Source organism: Bradyrhizobium sp. DN3 (assembly GCF_041357655.1).
In the GTDB taxonomy this organism is placed as follows: Bacteria; Pseudomonadota; Alphaproteobacteria; order Rhizobiales; family Xanthobacteraceae; genus Bradyrhizobium.
In genome coordinates, this window is sequence record NZ_JAULLN010000011.1 from 233,945 (window position 1) to 250,541 (window position 16,597).

15 protein-coding genes are annotated in these 16,597 nt (G+C 63.6%); 8 read left to right on the forward strand and 7 right to left on the reverse strand.

Annotated elements, in window-relative coordinates:
• Positions 1-116 precede the first annotated feature (116 nt).
• The 3 genes from cimA to cysS all read right to left on the reverse strand — a co-directional run bounded on the left by cimA (position 117) and on the right by cysS (position 3,702).
• Complete coding sequence (cimA, locus tag AAE027_RS18730) at positions 117-1,715, reverse strand: citramalate synthase (protein WP_370986723.1); 1,599 nt, start codon at positions 1,713-1,715, stop codon at positions 117-119.
• Positions 1,712-2,203 carry a GNAT family N-acetyltransferase gene (locus tag AAE027_RS18735; protein ID WP_370986722.1) on the reverse strand — a complete coding sequence of 164 codons (492 nt, stop codon included), beginning with the start codon at positions 2,201-2,203 and terminating at the stop codon, positions 1,712-1,714. Before AAE027_RS18735 ends, cimA begins: the two co-directional genes overlap by 4 nt.
• Before the next feature lie 116 nt (positions 2,204-2,319).
• Positions 2,320-3,702, reverse strand: coding sequence for a cysteine--tRNA ligase (gene cysS / locus AAE027_RS18740; protein ID WP_370986721.1), 1,383 nt, complete (start codon positions 3,700-3,702; stop codon positions 2,320-2,322).
• Positions 3,703-3,992: 290 nt separating this feature from the next.
• Between cysS and AAE027_RS18745 the strand changes: the two genes are divergently transcribed.
• Together AAE027_RS18745 and AAE027_RS18750 are read left to right on the forward strand one after the other, a co-directional pair.
• Positions 3,993-4,298: a hypothetical protein gene (locus AAE027_RS18745; RefSeq protein WP_164934452.1), complete on the forward strand. Its 306-nt coding sequence runs from the start codon at positions 3,993-3,995 to the stop codon at positions 4,296-4,298.
• A 143-nt stretch (positions 4,299-4,441) separates the two neighbouring features.
• The gene (locus AAE027_RS18750; RefSeq protein ID WP_370986720.1) at positions 4,442-5,629 is read left to right on the forward strand and encodes a DUF2865 domain-containing protein; all 1,188 of its coding nucleotides are present in this window, start codon (positions 4,442-4,444) and stop codon (positions 5,627-5,629) included.
• Between the two features lie 171 nt (positions 5,630-5,800).
• On the opposite strand, the gene AAE027_RS18755 is transcribed toward AAE027_RS18750, so the two are convergent.
• On the reverse strand, positions 5,801-6,703 hold the full coding sequence (locus AAE027_RS18755) for a DUF2189 domain-containing protein (protein ID WP_370986719.1): 903 nt from the start codon (positions 6,701-6,703) through the stop codon (positions 5,801-5,803).
• Positions 6,704-7,238: 535 nt separating this feature from the next.
• On the opposite strand from AAE027_RS18755, the gene AAE027_RS18760 reads away from it, so the two are divergent.
• The 5 genes from AAE027_RS18760 (at position 7,239) to AAE027_RS18780 (ending at position 11,764) form a co-directional block, all read left to right on the forward strand.
• Positions 7,239-8,072: a cytochrome c oxidase subunit II gene (locus AAE027_RS18760; RefSeq protein ID WP_370986718.1), complete on the forward strand. Its 834-nt coding sequence runs from the start codon at positions 7,239-7,241 to the stop codon at positions 8,070-8,072.
• Between the two features lie 73 nt (positions 8,073-8,145).
• Positions 8,146-9,924: a cbb3-type cytochrome c oxidase subunit I gene (locus tag AAE027_RS18765; RefSeq protein WP_370986717.1), complete on the forward strand. Its 1,779-nt coding sequence runs from the start codon at positions 8,146-8,148 to the stop codon at positions 9,922-9,924.
• On the forward strand, positions 9,921-10,625 hold the full coding sequence (locus AAE027_RS18770; RefSeq protein ID WP_370986716.1) for a cytochrome c oxidase subunit 3: 705 nt from the start codon (positions 9,921-9,923) through the stop codon (positions 10,623-10,625). The genes AAE027_RS18765 and AAE027_RS18770 overlap by 4 nt, the downstream gene beginning before the upstream one ends.
• A 14-nt stretch (positions 10,626-10,639) precedes the next feature.
• Positions 10,640-11,362: a heme-copper oxidase subunit III family protein gene (locus tag AAE027_RS18775; RefSeq protein WP_370986715.1), complete on the forward strand. Its 723-nt coding sequence runs from the start codon at positions 10,640-10,642 to the stop codon at positions 11,360-11,362.
• A gap of 9 nt (positions 11,363-11,371) precedes the next feature.
• The gene (locus AAE027_RS18780) at positions 11,372-11,764 is read left to right on the forward strand and encodes a cytochrome C oxidase subunit IV family protein (RefSeq protein WP_370986714.1); all 393 of its coding nucleotides are present in this window, start codon (positions 11,372-11,374) and stop codon (positions 11,762-11,764) included.
• A gap of 125 nt (positions 11,765-11,889) precedes the next feature.
• Here the strand turns inward: AAE027_RS18780 and AAE027_RS18785 are convergent, their stop codons facing one another.
• The 3 genes from AAE027_RS18785 to AAE027_RS18795 are packed head-to-tail and all read right to left on the reverse strand — an operon-like array spanning position 11,890 to position 15,416.
• Complete coding sequence (locus tag AAE027_RS18785) at positions 11,890-13,647, reverse strand: NAD+ synthase (RefSeq protein WP_370986713.1); 1,758 nt, start codon at positions 13,645-13,647, stop codon at positions 11,890-11,892.
• Between the two features lie 22 nt (positions 13,648-13,669).
• A complete protein-coding gene (locus AAE027_RS18790; RefSeq protein ID WP_128934485.1) occupies positions 13,670-14,023 on the reverse strand; it encodes a diacylglycerol kinase in 354 nt (117 codons plus the stop codon).
• A gap of 4 nt (positions 14,024-14,027) precedes the next feature.
• A complete protein-coding gene (locus AAE027_RS18795; protein WP_370986712.1) occupies positions 14,028-15,416 on the reverse strand; it encodes a class II 3-deoxy-7-phosphoheptulonate synthase in 1,389 nt (462 codons plus the stop codon).
• 193 nt (positions 15,417-15,609) lie between these two features.
• Between AAE027_RS18795 and AAE027_RS18800 the strand changes: the two genes are divergently transcribed.
• Positions 15,610-16,503 (forward strand): alpha/beta hydrolase family protein, encoded by an 894-nt coding sequence (locus AAE027_RS18800; RefSeq protein WP_370986711.1) that lies wholly within the window; start codon positions 15,610-15,612, stop codon positions 16,501-16,503.
• The last annotated feature ends 94 nt before the right edge of the window (positions 16,504-16,597 follow it).

Below are 16,597 nucleotides of genomic sequence, written 5' to 3' on the forward strand. Positions count from 1 at the left end.
CCCCCTCTCTCTCCTCGTCATTGCGAGCGTAGCGAAGCAATCCAGCGTGTGTCCGCGGAGGGATTCTGGATTGCTTCGCTTCGCTCGCAATGACGGCGCTGTTGCGCCGCCGTCGCTTACGCCGGTGCGCCCGACTTCACGAGCTTGTAGATCACCGAATCCATCAGCGCCTGGAACGAGGCGTCGATGATGTTCGGGGACACGCCGACCGTGGTCCAGCTGTCGCCGTTCTCGTCCTCGCTCTCGATCAAGACGCGCGTGACCGCGCCGGTGCCGCCGTTGAGGATACGCACGCGATAATCGATCAGTTTCAAGCCCTCGATGTACTTCTGGTACTTGCCGAGGTCCTTTCGCAGGGCGACGTCGAGGGCGTTGACGGGACCGTTGCCTTCGGCGGCCGAGATCAGATGCTCGCCGGCGACGTCGACCTTGACCACGGCCAAAGCGACGGTGACGCGCTCGCCGTGCGAATTGTAGCGCTGCTCGACATTGACGTCGAACTGCTCGACCTCGAAATAATGCGGCACCTTGCCGAGCGTCCGGCGCGCCAGGAGCTCAAAGGATGCGTTTGCGGATTCATAGGCGTATCCCGCCGCCTCGCGTGCCTTCAATTCCTCGACGAGGCGCGTCAGCTTCGGATCGCTCTTTTCATAAGCGATGCCGGCGCGATCGAGCTCGGCGATGACATTGGAGCGCCCGGCCTGGTCGGAGACCAGCACCTTGCGGTGATTGCCGACCAACTCCGGCAGGACATGCTCGTAGGTCTGCGGATCCTTCAGCACGGCGGAGGCATGAATGCCGGTCTTGGTGACGAAGGCGCTCTCGCCGATATAGGCCGCGTGCCGGTTCGGCACACGGTTGAGCATGTCGTCGAGCGTGCGCGAGACCTTGACCAGCGTTGCCAGCTTCTCGGCCGTGACGCCGATCTCGAAGGCGTCGGCAAAATTCTTCTTCAGCTTCAGAGTCGGAATCAGCGAGCAGAGATTGGCGTTGCCGCAGCGCTCGCCGAGGCCGTTCAGCGTGCCCTGGATCTGCCGCGCACCAGCGCGCACCGCGGCGAGCGAATTCGCCACCGCCTGCTCGGTATCGTTATGGGCGTGGATGCCGACATGATCGCCGGGAATGTGCCTCGTCACCTCGGTGACGATGGCCTCGACCTCATCAGGCATGGTGCCGCCATTGGTGTCGCACAGCACCACCCAGCGTGCGCCGGCCTCATAAGCGGCCTTGGCGCAGGCGAGCGCGAACGCCGCGTCTTCCTTGTAGCCGTCGAAAAAATGCTCGCAGTCGAGCATCACTTCACGTCCAGCAGCCTTCGCGGCCGCAACGCTGTCGCGGATCGAGGCGAGGTTTTCCTCCTTCGTCGTCTCCAGCGCGACGCGCACCTGATAGGCCGATGACTTCGCCACGAAGCAGATCGCGTCGGCCTTTGCTTCCAGCAGCCCGGCGACGCCGGGATCGTTGGAAACCGAGCGCCCGGCTCGCCGCGTCATGCCGAAGGCGGTGAAGCGCGCATGGGCGAGCTTTGGCTTGGTTGCAAAGAATTCGCTGTCGAGTGGATTGGCGCCGGGATAGCCACCCTCGACATAGTCGATGCCGAGATCATCGAGCATCGCCGCGATGACCTGCTTGTCGGCCAACGTGAAATCGACCCCGTTGGTCTGCGCGCCGTCGCGCAGCGTGGTGTCGAAGAGATAGAGACGCTCCTTGCTCATTGCCCCGCTCCGAGCATCTTCTTCATGGTGGTGTTGGCGAGCCACTCGTCGTTGATGGTGACGCTGTTGCGCTGCTGGGCGATGTAGCCGCGCTTGGCGAAGAAGCCCTGCGCGGTGTCGCTGGCGTCGACCGAGAGGCTCGTGGCACCTCGGCCGCCGGCAAGCTTTTCCAGCGCATCGACCAGCATGGTCGCAACGCCCTGCCCGCTCACTCCCGGATGCACATAGAGCATGCGGATGTGATCGTTGCCGCGCAGCGAGGCGAAACCGATGGGCGAGCCTTCCAGCGTCGCGACCAGGGTCAGGTCGGCGGCGAGCCGCTTGCCGAACTCTTCGCTTTCCGCCGTCTCCATCCAGGCCTGCTGCTGCGCCTCGCTATAGTCGTCACCGGTCAGCTCCTCGATGCTCGCGGTGAAGATCGCGGCGAGCACCGGCACGTCATCAGGCAGGAACGGCCGCAAGCCGGGTTTTGGCAAAGTCTGTCCCATCGGTCTTCACCACATCCCATAGAGTTTCAGCACCAGCGCCACAGCGCCAGCGAGCAGCGCGATCTTCAGTACGATGTAATAGAGCCAGTGCCGTGGAAAAGGCGTGTCGGGCCGCTTCATCGCGCAATCTCCCAGGTCGTGCCCTCCTTGGAGTCCTTGATCGCAACGCCCATCGCGGTGAGCAGATCGCGGATGCGATCGGATTCCCCAAAGTCCTTGCGGCTACGGGCCGCCGTTCGCTCCGCGATCAGGCGCTCGACTTCCTTCGCATCGATGCCGCTCGCCTGCTGCTTGCGGCCTTCCCATTGCGCAGCGCTCTCGGAGAGGAAACCGAGTAGCCGCAATGATCCTGCCAAGGCGTTCACGTCGCTGCCGCGCAAGCCGTGCAGCGCTGCGATCGCCAGGGACGTGTTGAGGTCGTCCAGTAGCGGCTCGACCACGGAAGCCGCCGGCCTGCCGGGCTCGACGTCGGCCGCGACGCGATACCAATCGTCGAGCGTCTTGGCGCTCTCCTCCAGCGACTTCATGGTCCAGTCGATCGGCGAGCGGTAATGCGTCTTCAGCATGTTCAGACGCAACACCTCGCCCGGCCAATCCTGCAGCAGCTCGTGGATGGTGATGAAGTTGCCGAGGCTCTTCGACATCTTCTCACTCTCGACCTGGAGGAAGCCGTTGTGCATCCAGTAGTTCGCCATGCGCTGCTGGTGGAAGGCGCAGCAAGTCTGCGCAACCTCGTTCTCGTGATGCGGAAACACGAGATCGATGCCGCCACCATGGATGTCGAACTGTTCGCCGAGATGCTTCCAGGCCATGGCCGAGCACTCGATGTGCCAGCCCGGCCGCCCCTGCGCGGCGATGCCGGCCGGCGACGGCCAAGACGGCTCGCCGGGCTTGGCCGGCTTCCACAGCACGAAGTCGGTATTGCCCTTCTTGTAGGGCGCGACATCGACACGGGCGCCGGCGACCATCTCGTCCAACGAGCGATTGGACAGCGCGCCATAGCGCGGCAGGCCTGCATCGGCCGCGTTCATCGCCTGGGGCGAGAACAGCACATGGTCTTCGGCGACATAGGCAAAGCCGCCGGCGACGAGCTTCTCGATGATCTCGCGCATCTCGCCGATATGCTCGGTCGCGCGCGGCTCGACGCTCGGCCGCAGCGCGCCGAGCGCGTCGACGTCGGCATGAAACTGCCGGCCTGTCTCCTCCGTGACCTTGCGAATAGCCTCGTTCAGCGGCAGGCCGGGAAAATCGCGCGCGGCGCGGTCGTTGATCTTGTCGTCGACGTCGGTGATGTTGCGGACATATTTGACATGCGCCTCGCCATAGAGATGGCGCAGCAGCCGAAACAGCACGTCGAACACGATCACCGGCCGTGCATTGCCGATATGGGCGAAGTCATAGACGGTCGGTCCGCAGACATACATGCGGACGTTCTTCGCATCGAGCGGTACAAAGGTCCGCTTTTCCCGGCTCAGCGTATCGTAAAGGCGCAATTCCATATGGATACCCGTCGGCTGTTGGCCGGGCGTCCAGGGCTCTCAATGTTTTTTGAGAAAAGACGGCTCCAGCCAGCGAATCGCTAGCTCGTAATCTCGCGGCAAATGGCGCAAATGGCGAGGAGACCGTTCATGCGGCCACATATGGGCTATGAGGCGGCCCCCCGTCAAGAGAGCCGCGAAAACGTCGCTTTATCTCCGCAAAGCGCCCCGCTCGTCCTGACGGTTCATGATCCTTAACCATTTGAGCCCATTCTGGAACTGGCGGTTCCTTTTTGCCCCCCGGTGTTTTCATGCGATCCTTGCTCGCGCTCATTTTCGGCGCCTCCATCATTGCGGCATCCAGCGCTTGCGCCGAGACCCGCGTCTTCATCATCGCCAACCAGGCGGACGGCTACGGGGTCGACCAGTGCCTGGCCAAGGGCGACAAATGCGGCGCCTCCGTCGCGCGCACCTATTGCCAGTCACGGGATTTTGCCCAGGCCTCGGCCTATCGCCGGGTCGATCCCGACGAAATTACCGGCTCCGTCCCCAAATCCGGCGCAAACTGCTCCCATGGCCGTTGCGACGAATATGTTGCAATCACCTGCCAGCGCTGAATTCGCTCGGAGCTGGCGGACCTTAGGCCCAATCTTTGGCCCTTGAAACGACGTGACGATGCCGCAGGAAGCGGCTATTGGAGGGCGCGCTTCGGCCCTCCAAAGTCACTTGGAAAGTCACATTGGGCCGTGACCTCGCTAGAATGGCGGATATGCCTGAATTGTTGTCCCTGCCTCGTGCCCGCTTCCTCCTTGCCTGCACCCTGCTCCTAAGCATGGTCGTGCTCGCCACCGGCGCTTTCGCGCAGGCCGGCCCGCCCGGACCGCCGCCTCAGCCCGGCCAGAACGGACTAGGCCCTAATCCGATGTGCGTGCGACTGGAAGGCCAGCTCGCCGCGCTCGACCGCGGCGGCGGCGGTGACCCCGCGCGCGAAGAGCAGATCCGCCGCTACCAGGACTCGCAGAGCCGTCAGCAGGCTGAGCTCGACCGCGTCACCATGCAGGCCAAGCGCATGGGCTGCGATTCCTCCGGCTTCTTCTCGCTGTTCAACGGCCAGTCGGCGCAATGCGGCCCGGTCAACACCCAGATCCAGCAGATGCGCGCCAATCTCGACCAGATCACCGGCAATCTCGAGCGGCTGCGCGGCGGCGGCCCCGGCGGCTTCAGCCCCGAGCGCGACAACCAGCGCCGCTCGGTGCTGGCGGCGCTGGCGCAGAACAATTGCGGCCCGCAATATGCCAACGCCGCGCAATCACAGGGCGGCGGCAACTTCCTCAGCAATCTGTTCGGCGGCAACAGCGCGGGCAATCCGCAAGCCGTGCCGCCCGCCGATCTCGGCCCGCAATCCGGTACCTTCCGCACCGTGTGCGTGCGCACGTGCGACGGCGCCTATTTCCCGATCTCGTTTGCGACCGTGCCGGCGCGCTTCCCCGACGACGAGAAGACCTGCAAGGCGCTGTGCCCGGCCGCGGAAGCCGTGCTCTACACCCATCGCAATCCCGGCGAAGACATGAACTCGGCCGTCTCGATCGGCGGCCAGCCCTACACCGCGTTGCCGACCGCGTTCAAGTTCCGCAGCGAGTTCAACCCGTCCTGCTCCTGCAAGGCGGCAGGCCAGACCTGGGCGGATGCGTTGAAATCGGCCGACGACAAGGCGGCGGCCGAGCAGCAGGGCGACATCATCGTCACCGAAGAGAGCGCCAGGAAGATGCAGCAGCAGCGGCTCAACAAGGGCACGCCTGCGAATGCCAAGAAGGGCGCAGCTCCGGCGCCGACGACGTCCACCGCGCCGGCCGCGCCGCCGCCGGCGGATACTGGCGCCCCTGCTAACTCCGAGAACAAGCCGATCCGCTCGGTCGGCCCGACCTTCCTGCCGCAGCAGCAGAAGTAGGCAGCCCTGCTTTTACTGTCATGCCCCGCGAAGGCGGGGCACCGTGACGCCAGTCGTGCACACAAGCAGCGCCGCAGGGTACTGGATCATCCGCTTTCGCGGATGATGACAGCAATCCAGGGGCACAATCGCCCGTCTCACGCGCAACCGTTATCCCTCAAACGCGCGCGACTATTCGCCCTCGCGGCTCCACGGGAAGAGATTGGCCGGGAAGTCTGCTGCGTAACGCTTTCCCTTCGGGGGCGGCGGCGGTGCGTCCGGTGGGTTCGGATTCGGCTCGACCACCCGCCGATAGAGGTGCCAGGTGGCATGACCGAGCACTGGCAGAGCGACAGCGAGACCGACGAAGAGCGGCAGCGAGCCGATCACGAGCAGCGCTGCCACGATGAGGCCCCATCCGGCCATCGCAACCGGATTCGCCGCCACCGCTCGAAGCGACGTGCGGATCGCGTCGATCGCAGTCGCATGCCGGTCCAGCATCAACGGAAATGACACGACGCTGACGCACAGCGCCACAACCGCAAACAGGAAGCCGACACCGCAACCGACGATGATGAGCGACCACCCTTCCGGTGTCGTCAGCACGCGCGTTGCGAAGTCGGGAATGCTTGCGGCCGCCGCGTGACCGAAGATTGCGACATAGATTGCGTTCGCGGCACCGATCCAGGCCCCGAACAGGACCAGCAGGAGCACGCCGAGTTCTACCATGGCGCCGAACGAAGGTGCGCGCAGCACCTTGAACGCATCCCATGCATCGACCTCCTCGCCGCGCTCGCGACGACGGCTGAGTTCGTAGAGACCGATCGCGGCAAAAGGCCCGACCAAGGCAAAGCCGGCGGCCAGCGGAAACAGTAGCGGCAGCACCGAATAGCCGAGCACCATCCTGAACAGGACGAGACCGAGAACGGGATAAATCACGCACACGACGATCGCGTGACTCGGCATCGCCTGGAAATCCTCCCAACCCAGGCGCAGGGCGTCGGACAGGTCGGACAAGCTGATCTTGCGAATGGGATAGGAGGCCGCTTCGCCGAATACGTGCCGCCTGATGTCGTGGGAGTACAGAGTGGCCATGAACGGACCTCCCGTCCTGAAAATCGCGGTTTCGATAACACGCGCTTTCCAGCCACGCGTGTCCGCCGGATGAGCAGGAAACGCGATGGGTCGAGTACGGTAACCCAGGTTCAGCGAACGAGCCTGGCCGGACGGAACCCGTCGCGACCTGCCTCGCAAGCTTAGCGCGCGCGGGGCAAGGCTGAACTCACGGTTCGGTGAATTGGGCGACCTGATTTGTGCGTTGCATCACACCGGACGCTGAGCGCATCTGATGCTTTTGTCGACTTGCCGGGCGACGGCAACGCCCACGCCCCGTCGGCACGCCGATATGCTCTATTGACGCCGGATTAGGCTGGGACCATTTTACACACAGACGCCCTTAGCTCCGATGAGATTGATGGTCGCGAGCGTTCCCTTGATTTCGCGACCAGTGGAATGGGCGAAGCAACAGGCCGGCGATGGCACGCCAACCAAGAAAGGCCAGCCATCGCGACAGACATGAGCTCCGCCCTGGATTCGTATCCGTAGCCTTCAATGGCAAGGATGGATCAGGATGGCTGTCGCACTGATATTGCTTCTGGTCGCGATCGGCTCGGTGCTGTTTCACCTCTACAGCCCGTGGTGGTGGACGCCGATCGCCACGAACTGGGCCTATATCGACCACACCATCAACATCACGTTCTGGATCACGGGCTTTGTTTTCGTCGCGGTCATCGCCTTCATGGCCTACTGCGTCTTCCGCTTTCACCACAAAGAGGGAAGACGGGCCGACTACAATCCGGAAAACAAAAAGCTCGAATGGTGGCTGAGCGTCGGGACCGGCGTCGGCGTCGCGGCCATGCTGGCGCCTGGCCTCGTGGTCTGGCACCAGTTCGTGACGGTGCCTGCGGATGCCACCGAGGTCGAGGTCATGGGGCAGCAATGGCAATGGAGCTTCCGCCTTCCGGGCAAGGATGGGCAATTGGGCACATCCGATGTCCGCAACATCGCTTCCGACAATCCGATGGGACTCAATCGTGACGACCAACACGGGCAGGACGACGTCGTGATCGAGAGCGGCGAGCTGCACCTTCAAGTGGGAAAGCCGGTCAAGGTTCTCCTCCGCTCGGTCGATGTCCTGCACGATTTCTACGTGCCCGAATTCCGGGCCAAGATGGACATGGTTCCAGGCATGGTGACCTATTTCTGGATAAAGCCGATCCGAACCGGAACGTTCGACGTTCTCTGTGCGGAGCTTTGTGGCGCTGCTCACTATCAGATGCGGACCAAGGTCATCATCGACGAAGAGCGTGAATATCACGCTTGGCTGGAGCAACAAAAAACGTTTGCAGAATTGTCGCCGGCAAAAGCCGTCGTGAAGGCGACGTACCAATCCGGCGGCAAGTAGTAAGCCGCCGCCAAGATAGATCGGGTGCATGAGGCCAAGGTCTCACCCGATGGAAACGACCGAGGAGGTTTCTATGGTCGATATTCCATATGAAGGGATCCCCGGCATTCCGCCTGCCGAAGTGCCTGATGTCGAGCTCTATCATCCGCGGAGCTGGTGGACACGCTATGTCTTCTCGCAGGACGCCAAGGTGATCGCCATTCAGTATTCGCTGACGGCCACGGCCATCGGGCTGGTGGCCCTGGTGCTATCGTGGCTGATGCGGCTGCAACTGGGATTCCCCGGCACCTTCTCCTTCATCGATGCCAACCAGTATCTCCAGTTCATCACCATGCACGGCATGATCATGGTGATCTATCTGCTCACCGCGTTGTTCCTGGGTGGCTTCGGCAACTACCTGATCCCGCTGATGGTCGGCGCCCGGGACATGGTCTTCCCTTATGTGAACATGCTGAGCTACTGGGTCTACCTGCTCGCAGTCCTGGTGCTGGCCTCGGCCTTCTTCGTGCCCGGCGGCCCCACCGGCGCCGGCTGGACGCTGTACCCGCCGCAAGCGATCCTCTCCGGAACGCCCGGGCAGGATTGGGGCATCATTCTCATGATGTCGTCCCTGATCCTGTTCATCATCGGCTTCACCATGGGCGGACTGAATTACGTGGTCACGGTGCTCCAGGCGCGCACCCGCGGCATGACGTTGATGCGCTTGCCGCTGACGGTGTGGGGCATTTTCACGGCGACCGTGATGGCGCTCTTGGCATTCCCTGCACTGTTCGTTGCCTCGGTCATGCTGCTGCTCGACCGTCTCTTGGGAACCAGCTTCTTCATGCCTTCGCTCGTCGAGATGGGCACGCTGTCGAAATACGGCGGCGGCAGCCCGCTGCTCTTCCAGCACCTGTTCTGGTTCTTCGGCCATCCCGAAGTCTACATCGTCGCCCTGCCCGCCTTCGGCATCGTCTCCGATCTGATCAGCACGCATGCGCGCAAGAACATCTTCGGTTACCGCATGATGGTCTGGGCGATCGTGGCCATCGGCGCGCTCAGCTTCATCGTATGGGCGCACCACATGTATGTGAGCGGCATGTTCCCGCAATTCGGGTACTTCTTCGCCACCACGACGCTCATCATCGCAATCCCCACCGCGATCAAGGTCTACAACTGGGTGCTGACCCTGTGGCGCGGCGACATCCATCTCACGGTGCCGATGCTGTTCGCCCTCGGCTTCATCATCACCTTCGTGAACGGCGGGCTCACCGGCCTTTTCCTCGGCAACGTCGTCGTGGACGTGCCCCTCTCGGACACCATGTTCGTGGTCGCGCATTTCCACATGGTGATGGGCGTGGCGCCGATCATGGTCGTGCTCGGCGCGATCTATCATTGGTACCCCAAGGTCACGGGGCGCATGCTGAACGAGGCCCTGGGCAAGTTTCACTTCTGGGTCACCTTCCTCGGCGCCTACCTGATCTTCTTCCCCATGCACTATCTTGGACTGCTCGGGGTTCCGCGCCGCTATTTCGAACTCGGGGATGCGGCGTTCATCCCGTCCTCGGCCCATTCACTGAACGCGTTCATCTCCGTGGTGGCCTTGACCGTCGGCTTCAGCCAGATGGTGTTCCTGTTCAACCTTGCCTGGAGCTTGTTCAAAGGTGAGGCCTCGGGCGGCAATCCGTGGCGGGCGACGACGCTGGAATGGCAGACGCCGGAGACGCCTCCAGGGCACGGCAATTGGGGCAAGGAGCTCCCGGTCGTGTACCGCTGGGCCTACGACTACAGTGTCCCCGGCGCCGCGAAGGACTTCATTCCGCAGAACCAGCCGCCGCACGCGACGCAGCGCGTTCAGGGAGCTGCTTCGTGAGCGCCATCATCCTGTTCCTGGCTGTGCTTGCGGTGATCGCGGGATGGTGGCTGTCGCAGCAGCGGCTGACGGCCAAGCCATGGCTGGAGGAAGGCCCGATCGGTGACTTCCCGGGCGGCGATGCCATGACCTGGCCGGCAGCGAAGGTCGGACTTGGCGTGTTTCTCGCCGTCGCGAGCACATTGTTCGTCCTCTTCATCAGCGCCTACTCGATGCGCATGAGCGTGGTGGACTGGCGGCCGCTGCCGATACCGCGACTGCTGTGGGTCAACACCGGCGTCCTGGTCCTGAGCAGTGCCGCGCTGCAATGGTCGTACGTGGCCGCGCGCCGAGACGATGCTGAAGGCGTCATGATCGGCCTGCTCGCTGGCGGAGCATCTGCCGTGATCTTCCTCGCCGGACAGCTCCTGGCCTGGCAACGGCTCGGGGCTGCCGGATATTTCGTGGCGTCCAATCCGGCGAATTCCTTCTTCTACCTGTTGACCGCAGTGCACGGGCTGCATCTGACGGGCGGTCTGGTGGCCTTGGGCCGAACCTCGGCCAAGATGTGGCGCGGCGTCGAGATCGCCGACATGCGCTTGAGCGTGGAGCTGTGTGCCATCTACTGGCACTTCCTGCTGCTGGTCTGGCTCGTCCTGCTCGGCCTTCTCACGGGCTGGACCGACGATTTCGTCAACATCTGCCGCCAATTGCTGAGCTAGGGAGGCGAGACCAGATGGCTGCGACCATGCTGACAAATCCGGGCCAATCGCCTGCGCGGCTTGAAGGCTGGCGCGGCATCGCCGCCGACTGGGCGTCCGATCAGCGCGCCTTCAAGAACGTGTCCTGGGGCAAGGCCATGATGTGGATCTTCCTCCTCAGCGACACCTTCATCTTCAGTTGCTTCCTGCTCTCCTACATGACGGCGCGGATGTCGACGACCGTGCCCTGGCCCAATCCCAGCGAGGTCTTCGCTCTCAACATCGCTGGCAGGCACATTCCGCTGATCCTGATCGCCATCATGACGTTTATCCTGATCAGCAGCAGCGGCACCATGGCGATGGCCGTCAATTTCGGCTACCGCCGCGATCGCGTCAGAACCGCGGCCTTAATGCTGGCCACGGCAGCTTTCGGCGCAACCTTCGTCGGAATGCAGGCCTTCGAATGGACCAAGCTGATCATGGAGGGCGTCCGGCCCTGGGGCAATCCATGGGGTGCCCCGCAGTTTGGTGCGAGCTTCTTCATGATCACCGGCTTCCACGGCACCCATGTGACGATCGGTGTGATCTTCCTGATCGCCATTGCGCGGAAGGTCTTTCGCGGCGACTTCGACGCCGAGAGGCGCGGCTTCTTCACGAGCCGCAAGGGGTACTACGAGATCGTCGAGATCATGGGCCTGTACTGGCACTTCGTCGATCTCGTGTGGGTGTTCATCTTTGCATTCTTCTATCTTTGGTGAGGTCGGCGCATGACAAACGCGGCGGTACACATGGAAGGACAGCTTCACGCTCCGGTGCATAGCGCAGTCGCAACGGGAGCCGTTCACGCCAAGGGTCAACAGCACCCGATCAAGCTCTACCTCGTGGTCTGGGGCTGGTTGTTCGTCCTCAGCACGTGCTCCTACCTCGTCGACTACTTTGGCCTACATGGCTATCTGAGGTGGTCGCTGATCCTGCTGTTCATGGTGTTGAAGGCCGGCCTGATCGTCGCGGTCTTCATGCACATGGCCTGGGAGCGACTGGCCCTGGCCTATGCCATCCTGCTGCCGCCGGTCGCGGTATTGGTATTCGTGTCGATCATGGTGCTCGAATCCGAATACACCCACTTCCTTCGGGTGCTCTTCTTCGCAAGCCCGTCGTAGCGGCAATCTGAGTTCTCACTGTCATGCCCCGCGAAGGCGGGGCATCCAGTACTCCGCGGGAGAAGTCGGTTTCTACAATGTCCACCGCGGAGTATTGTAGCGAGACTGCCCGTCTCTCTCCGATGCTAACCCTCGAACGCGTCAATCGAAGCGCGGCTGCCGCGCGAGACCAGCGTCTCGTCGGGCACGGGCAACCGCTCGCCCTTGTCACGAAAGCGGTTGGTGATGGGATAGCGGCGGTCGCGGCCGAAATTCTTAGGTGTCACCTTCACGCCGGGTGCGGCTTGGCGGCGCTTGTATTCGGCTACGTTGAGGAGATGGTCGATGCGGGTGACGGTCTCGCGGTCGAAGCCGGCCGCGATGATTTGATCAAGCGGCTCCTCGCGTTCGACCAGGCGTTCCAGGATGGCATCGAGCACGTCGTAAGGCGGCAGCGAGTCCTCATCCCGCTGGTTCTCGCGCAACTCCGCGGTCGGCGGCCGCGTGATGATATCGGGCGGAATGATCTCGCCAACCGGCCCGAGCGCGCCTTCCGGCTTCCAGGAATTGCGCAGTGCCGCCAGCCGAAACACCTGCGTCTTATAGATGTCCTTGATCGGATTGAAGCCGCCGTTCATGTCGCCATACAGCGTGGCGTAGCCGACCGACATTTCGGACTTGTTGCCTGTCGTCACCACCATCAAGCCGGTCTTGTTGGAGATCGCCATCAAGAGCGTGCCGCGGGTGCGAGCCTGGAGATTCTCCTCGGTGATGTCAGGCGGCAGGTTCTTGAAGATGCCGGACAGGATGGTCTCGAACCCGTTGACGGCTTCCGCGATCGGCAAAACCTCGTAGCGGATGCCGAGATGGCCGGCGAGCTCGCCGGCATCCGCAACCGAGTGTGCTGCGGTGTAGCGATAAGGCAGCATCACGCCATGCACCTGATCGGCGCCGAGCGCATCGACCGCGATCGCCGCGCACAGCGCGGAATCGATGCCGCCGGAAATGCCGAGCAGCACGCCCGGAAAGCCATTCTTGGCGACGTAATCGCGGAGGCCCAGCACGCAGGCGGCGTAATCGGCCTTGTCACCTTCGGGTTGCTCGGCGATCGGACCGGTGCAACGCCAGTCGTCACCATTTCGGGTGAAGCGCAGCGTGACGATGCTCTCTTCGAACGCCGGCAACTGTGCCGCAAGTGAGAGGTCCCCGTTGAGCACGAAGGAGGCGCCGTCGAACACGAGCTCGTCCTGGCCGCAGACCTGGTTGAGATAGACCAGCGGCAGCCCGCTTTCGGTGACCCGCGCCACCGCGACCGACAGGCGCACGTCGTTCTTGTCGCGGGCGTAAGGCGAGCCGTTCGGCACCAGGATGATCTCGGCGCCAGTCTCGGCCAGCGTCTCGACCACGTTCTCGTAGTCCTCGGACTCTTCCAGCCAGATGTCCTCGCAGATCGGCACGCCGATGCGCACGCCGCGCACCGTCACAGGGCCGGCGGCGGGGCCCTGCGAAAACAGCCGCTTCTCGTCGAACACGCCGTAATTCGGCAGATTGCACTTGAAGCGCAGCGCGGAGATACGGCCGCCCTCGAGCAGCGCACAGGCATTGTAAAGCCTGCCCTCCTCGACCCAGGGCGTGCCGAGCAGCATCGCCGGACCACCGTCCGCGGTCTCGCGCGCCAGCGTCTCGATCGCGGCGCGGCAGGCGGCCTGGAACGCCGGCTTCTGCACCAGGTCCTCCGGCGGATAGCCGGCGATGAACAATTCCGGAAACAGCACGAGATCGGCGCCGTCGGCGGCGGCTCGGGCGCGCGCCGCCCGCGCCTTGGCGGCGTTGCCCTCGATATCGCCCACGGTCGGATTGAGCTGGGCGAGCGTGACCGCGAATGCGTTGAGACGTTCGGTCATGGGCGCCCTTGCTCGATCCTCGTTAGACGAAACCCAATCGCTCGACGAGCGCAAAGATCCAGAACGCCCCGGCCATCAGCAGCGCGACGCCGACCGCAGCCGAGCCCATGTCCTTGACCCGGCCGATCTGCTTGTCGTGGTCCATGGTGAGGCGGTCGGCGAGTTTTTCGATCGCGGTGTTGAGCAGCTCGACCACCAGCACGAACGCGACCGCACAGACCAGCTCGACCGCGCGCATCGCGGTCGCGCCGATGAACCAGGCCAGCGGCAGCGACAGCAGGAGCGCAAAAATCTCCTCGCGGACGGCCTGCTCCGATCGAAACGCAAAGGCCAGACCGTTCCGGGAATTGATCGTGGCCTTCCAGATCCGCAGCAAGATCTTAGAGCCCCGCTGCAGCCGGCATCGGCTTGACCTTGCCGGCACGTTCCTGCTTCAGCAGCTCGGCGATCAGGAAAGCCATGTCGATGGATTGCTCGGCGTTGAGACGAGGATCGCAGACCGTGTGGTAGCGGTCGTTGAGATCCTCGTCGGTGATGGCGCGGGCGCCACCGAGGCATTCGGTGACGTCCTGGCCGGTCATCTCCAGATGCACGCCGCCGGCATGGGTGCCTTCGGCGCCGTGGATCGCGAAGAACGATTTCACCTCGGACAGGATGCGGTCGAAGGGGCGCGTCTTGTAGCCTGACGTCGAGGTGATGGTGTTGCCGTGCATGGGATCGCACGACCAGACCACAACCCTGCCCTCGCGCTGCACGGCGCGGATCATGTTGGGCAGATGCTCGCCGACCTTGTCGGCGCCGAAGCGGCCGATCAGCGTCAGCCGGCCGGGCTCGTTGTCGGGGTTGAGCACGTCGATCAGCTTGAGCAATTCGTCGGGCTTGAGCGACGGGCCGCATTTGAGCCCGATCGGGTTCTTGATGCCGCGGAAATATTCGATATGGCCGTGATCGAGCTGGCGGGTGCGGTCACCGACCCAGATCATGTGGCCCGAGGTCGCGTACCAGTCGCCGGTGGTGGAATCGACGCGGGTCAGGGCCTGCTCGTAGCCGAGCAGCAGCGCCTCGTGGCTGGTGTAGAAATCGGTGGCGCGCAGCTCGGGGTGGGCCTCGAGGTCGAGGCCGCAGGCGCGCATGAAATTCAGCGCGTCCGAGATGCGGTCGGCCAATTCCTTGTAGCGGCGGGACTGCGGGCTATCCTTCAGGAAGCCGAGCATCCATTGGTGCACGCTGCCGAGATTGGCGTAGCCGCCGGTGGCGAAGGCGCGGAGCAGGTTCAGCGTCGCGGCCGACTGGCGATAGGCCATCAGCTGGCGCTGCGGATCCGGCACGCGCGCTTCCTTGGTGAAGGCGATGTCGTTGACGATGTCGCCGCGATAGCTCGGCAGCTCGACGCCGTTCACCTTCTCGGTCGGCGACGACCGCGGCTTTGCGAACTGGCCGGCGATGCGGCCGACCTTCACCACGGGGACGGCGCCGGCGTAAGTGAGCACCACCGCCATCTGGAGCAGCACGCGGAAGAAGTCGCGGATGTTGTTGGCGCCGTGCTCGGCAAAGCTCTCGGCGCAGTCGCCGCCCTGGAGCAGGAAGGCCTCGCCGGCCGCAACCCGCGCTAAGGCCTTCTTCAGGTTGCGCGCCTCGCCGGCGAAGACCAGCGGCGGAAAGGTCGCAAGCTGCGCCTCGACGTCGGCCAAAGCCTTGGCGTCGGGATAATCGGGCACCTGTAGCACCGGCTTGCTGCGCCAGGACTCGGGCGTCCACCGCTCGGACATCGCAATCTCTCCGTGAAGCAAAAAAGTGCAACCTGATCTGTGGGTTGCGAGGGCCGCCTTATACACAGGCTAGCCCCGCCCCGCCAGTTGTAAATCCATTCCGCATTGCAAACCCTTGCGGACAAAGCCAAATTCGCATTTGCTGGGAACGGCAAGGAAACTGGTAAGGAAACCGGCAGGACACCTTCTGCCCATGGACGCCGCACTGGACGACGTTTTCATCGACGAGATCAGCTTCCCGGCGACCGACGGGTATGCCTTGACCGGCACCCTGTTTCTGCCGCGCGGCGCCAAGCGCCATGCCGTGCTGATCAACTCCGCCACCGCCGTCCCGCGAAAAATCTATCGCGGCTTCGCCTCCTATCTCGCCCATCGCGGCTGCGCCGTCCTGACCTACGACTATCGCGGCATCGGCGATTCCCGGCAGCCGGTGGTCGGCTACAACCGGCCGAAATCGCTGGTCGGCTTCAAGGCCTCGATGTCCGACTGGGCCGCTCTCGACGTCACCGCCGCGGTGCGCTGGATGCGCGAGCGCTACCACACCCTGCCCCTTGCCTATGTCGGCCATTCCTTCGGCGGCCAGGCGCTCGGGCTGATCGCCAACAACACGGACATCTCGCGCGCCGCCTTCGTGGCTTCGCAGGCGGCGACCTGGCGGCTGATGACCTCGCCGGAGAAATATCGCGTCTTCGCCTTCATGAATTTTGTCGGCGTGCCGCTGGTCCGCGCGCTCGGCTACGCGCCCGGCTGGGTCGGCATTGGCGAGGACTTGCCCAAGGGCGTTTTCCTGCAATGGGCCCAGTGGGTCTCGAGCCCCCGCTATCTCTTCGATTCACGGCTGCCGGCGCTGGAGAACTTTGCGAGGTTCAAGGGCGAATTGCGCGCGCTGTGCTTCTCGGACGATCCCTGGGCGACGCGCCCCGCGGTCGAGTTGCTCACCAGCGGGTTCACCGCGATCAAGCCGGAGGTGTTGACGGTCAAACCGTCCGACGTCGGCGCCAAGGCCATCGGCCATTTCGGCTTCTTCCGCCCCGATCACCGCAATACGCTGTGGCGCGGCGTCGCCGAATGGATCCAGGGCGAGTGAGGGTGCGCTGAAGCCGGGCTGAATCAATGCGAGCCGAGGGTTCACCTCTCCCGTAGGGAGAGGTCGGATCGCATCGAAAGATGCGATCCGGGTG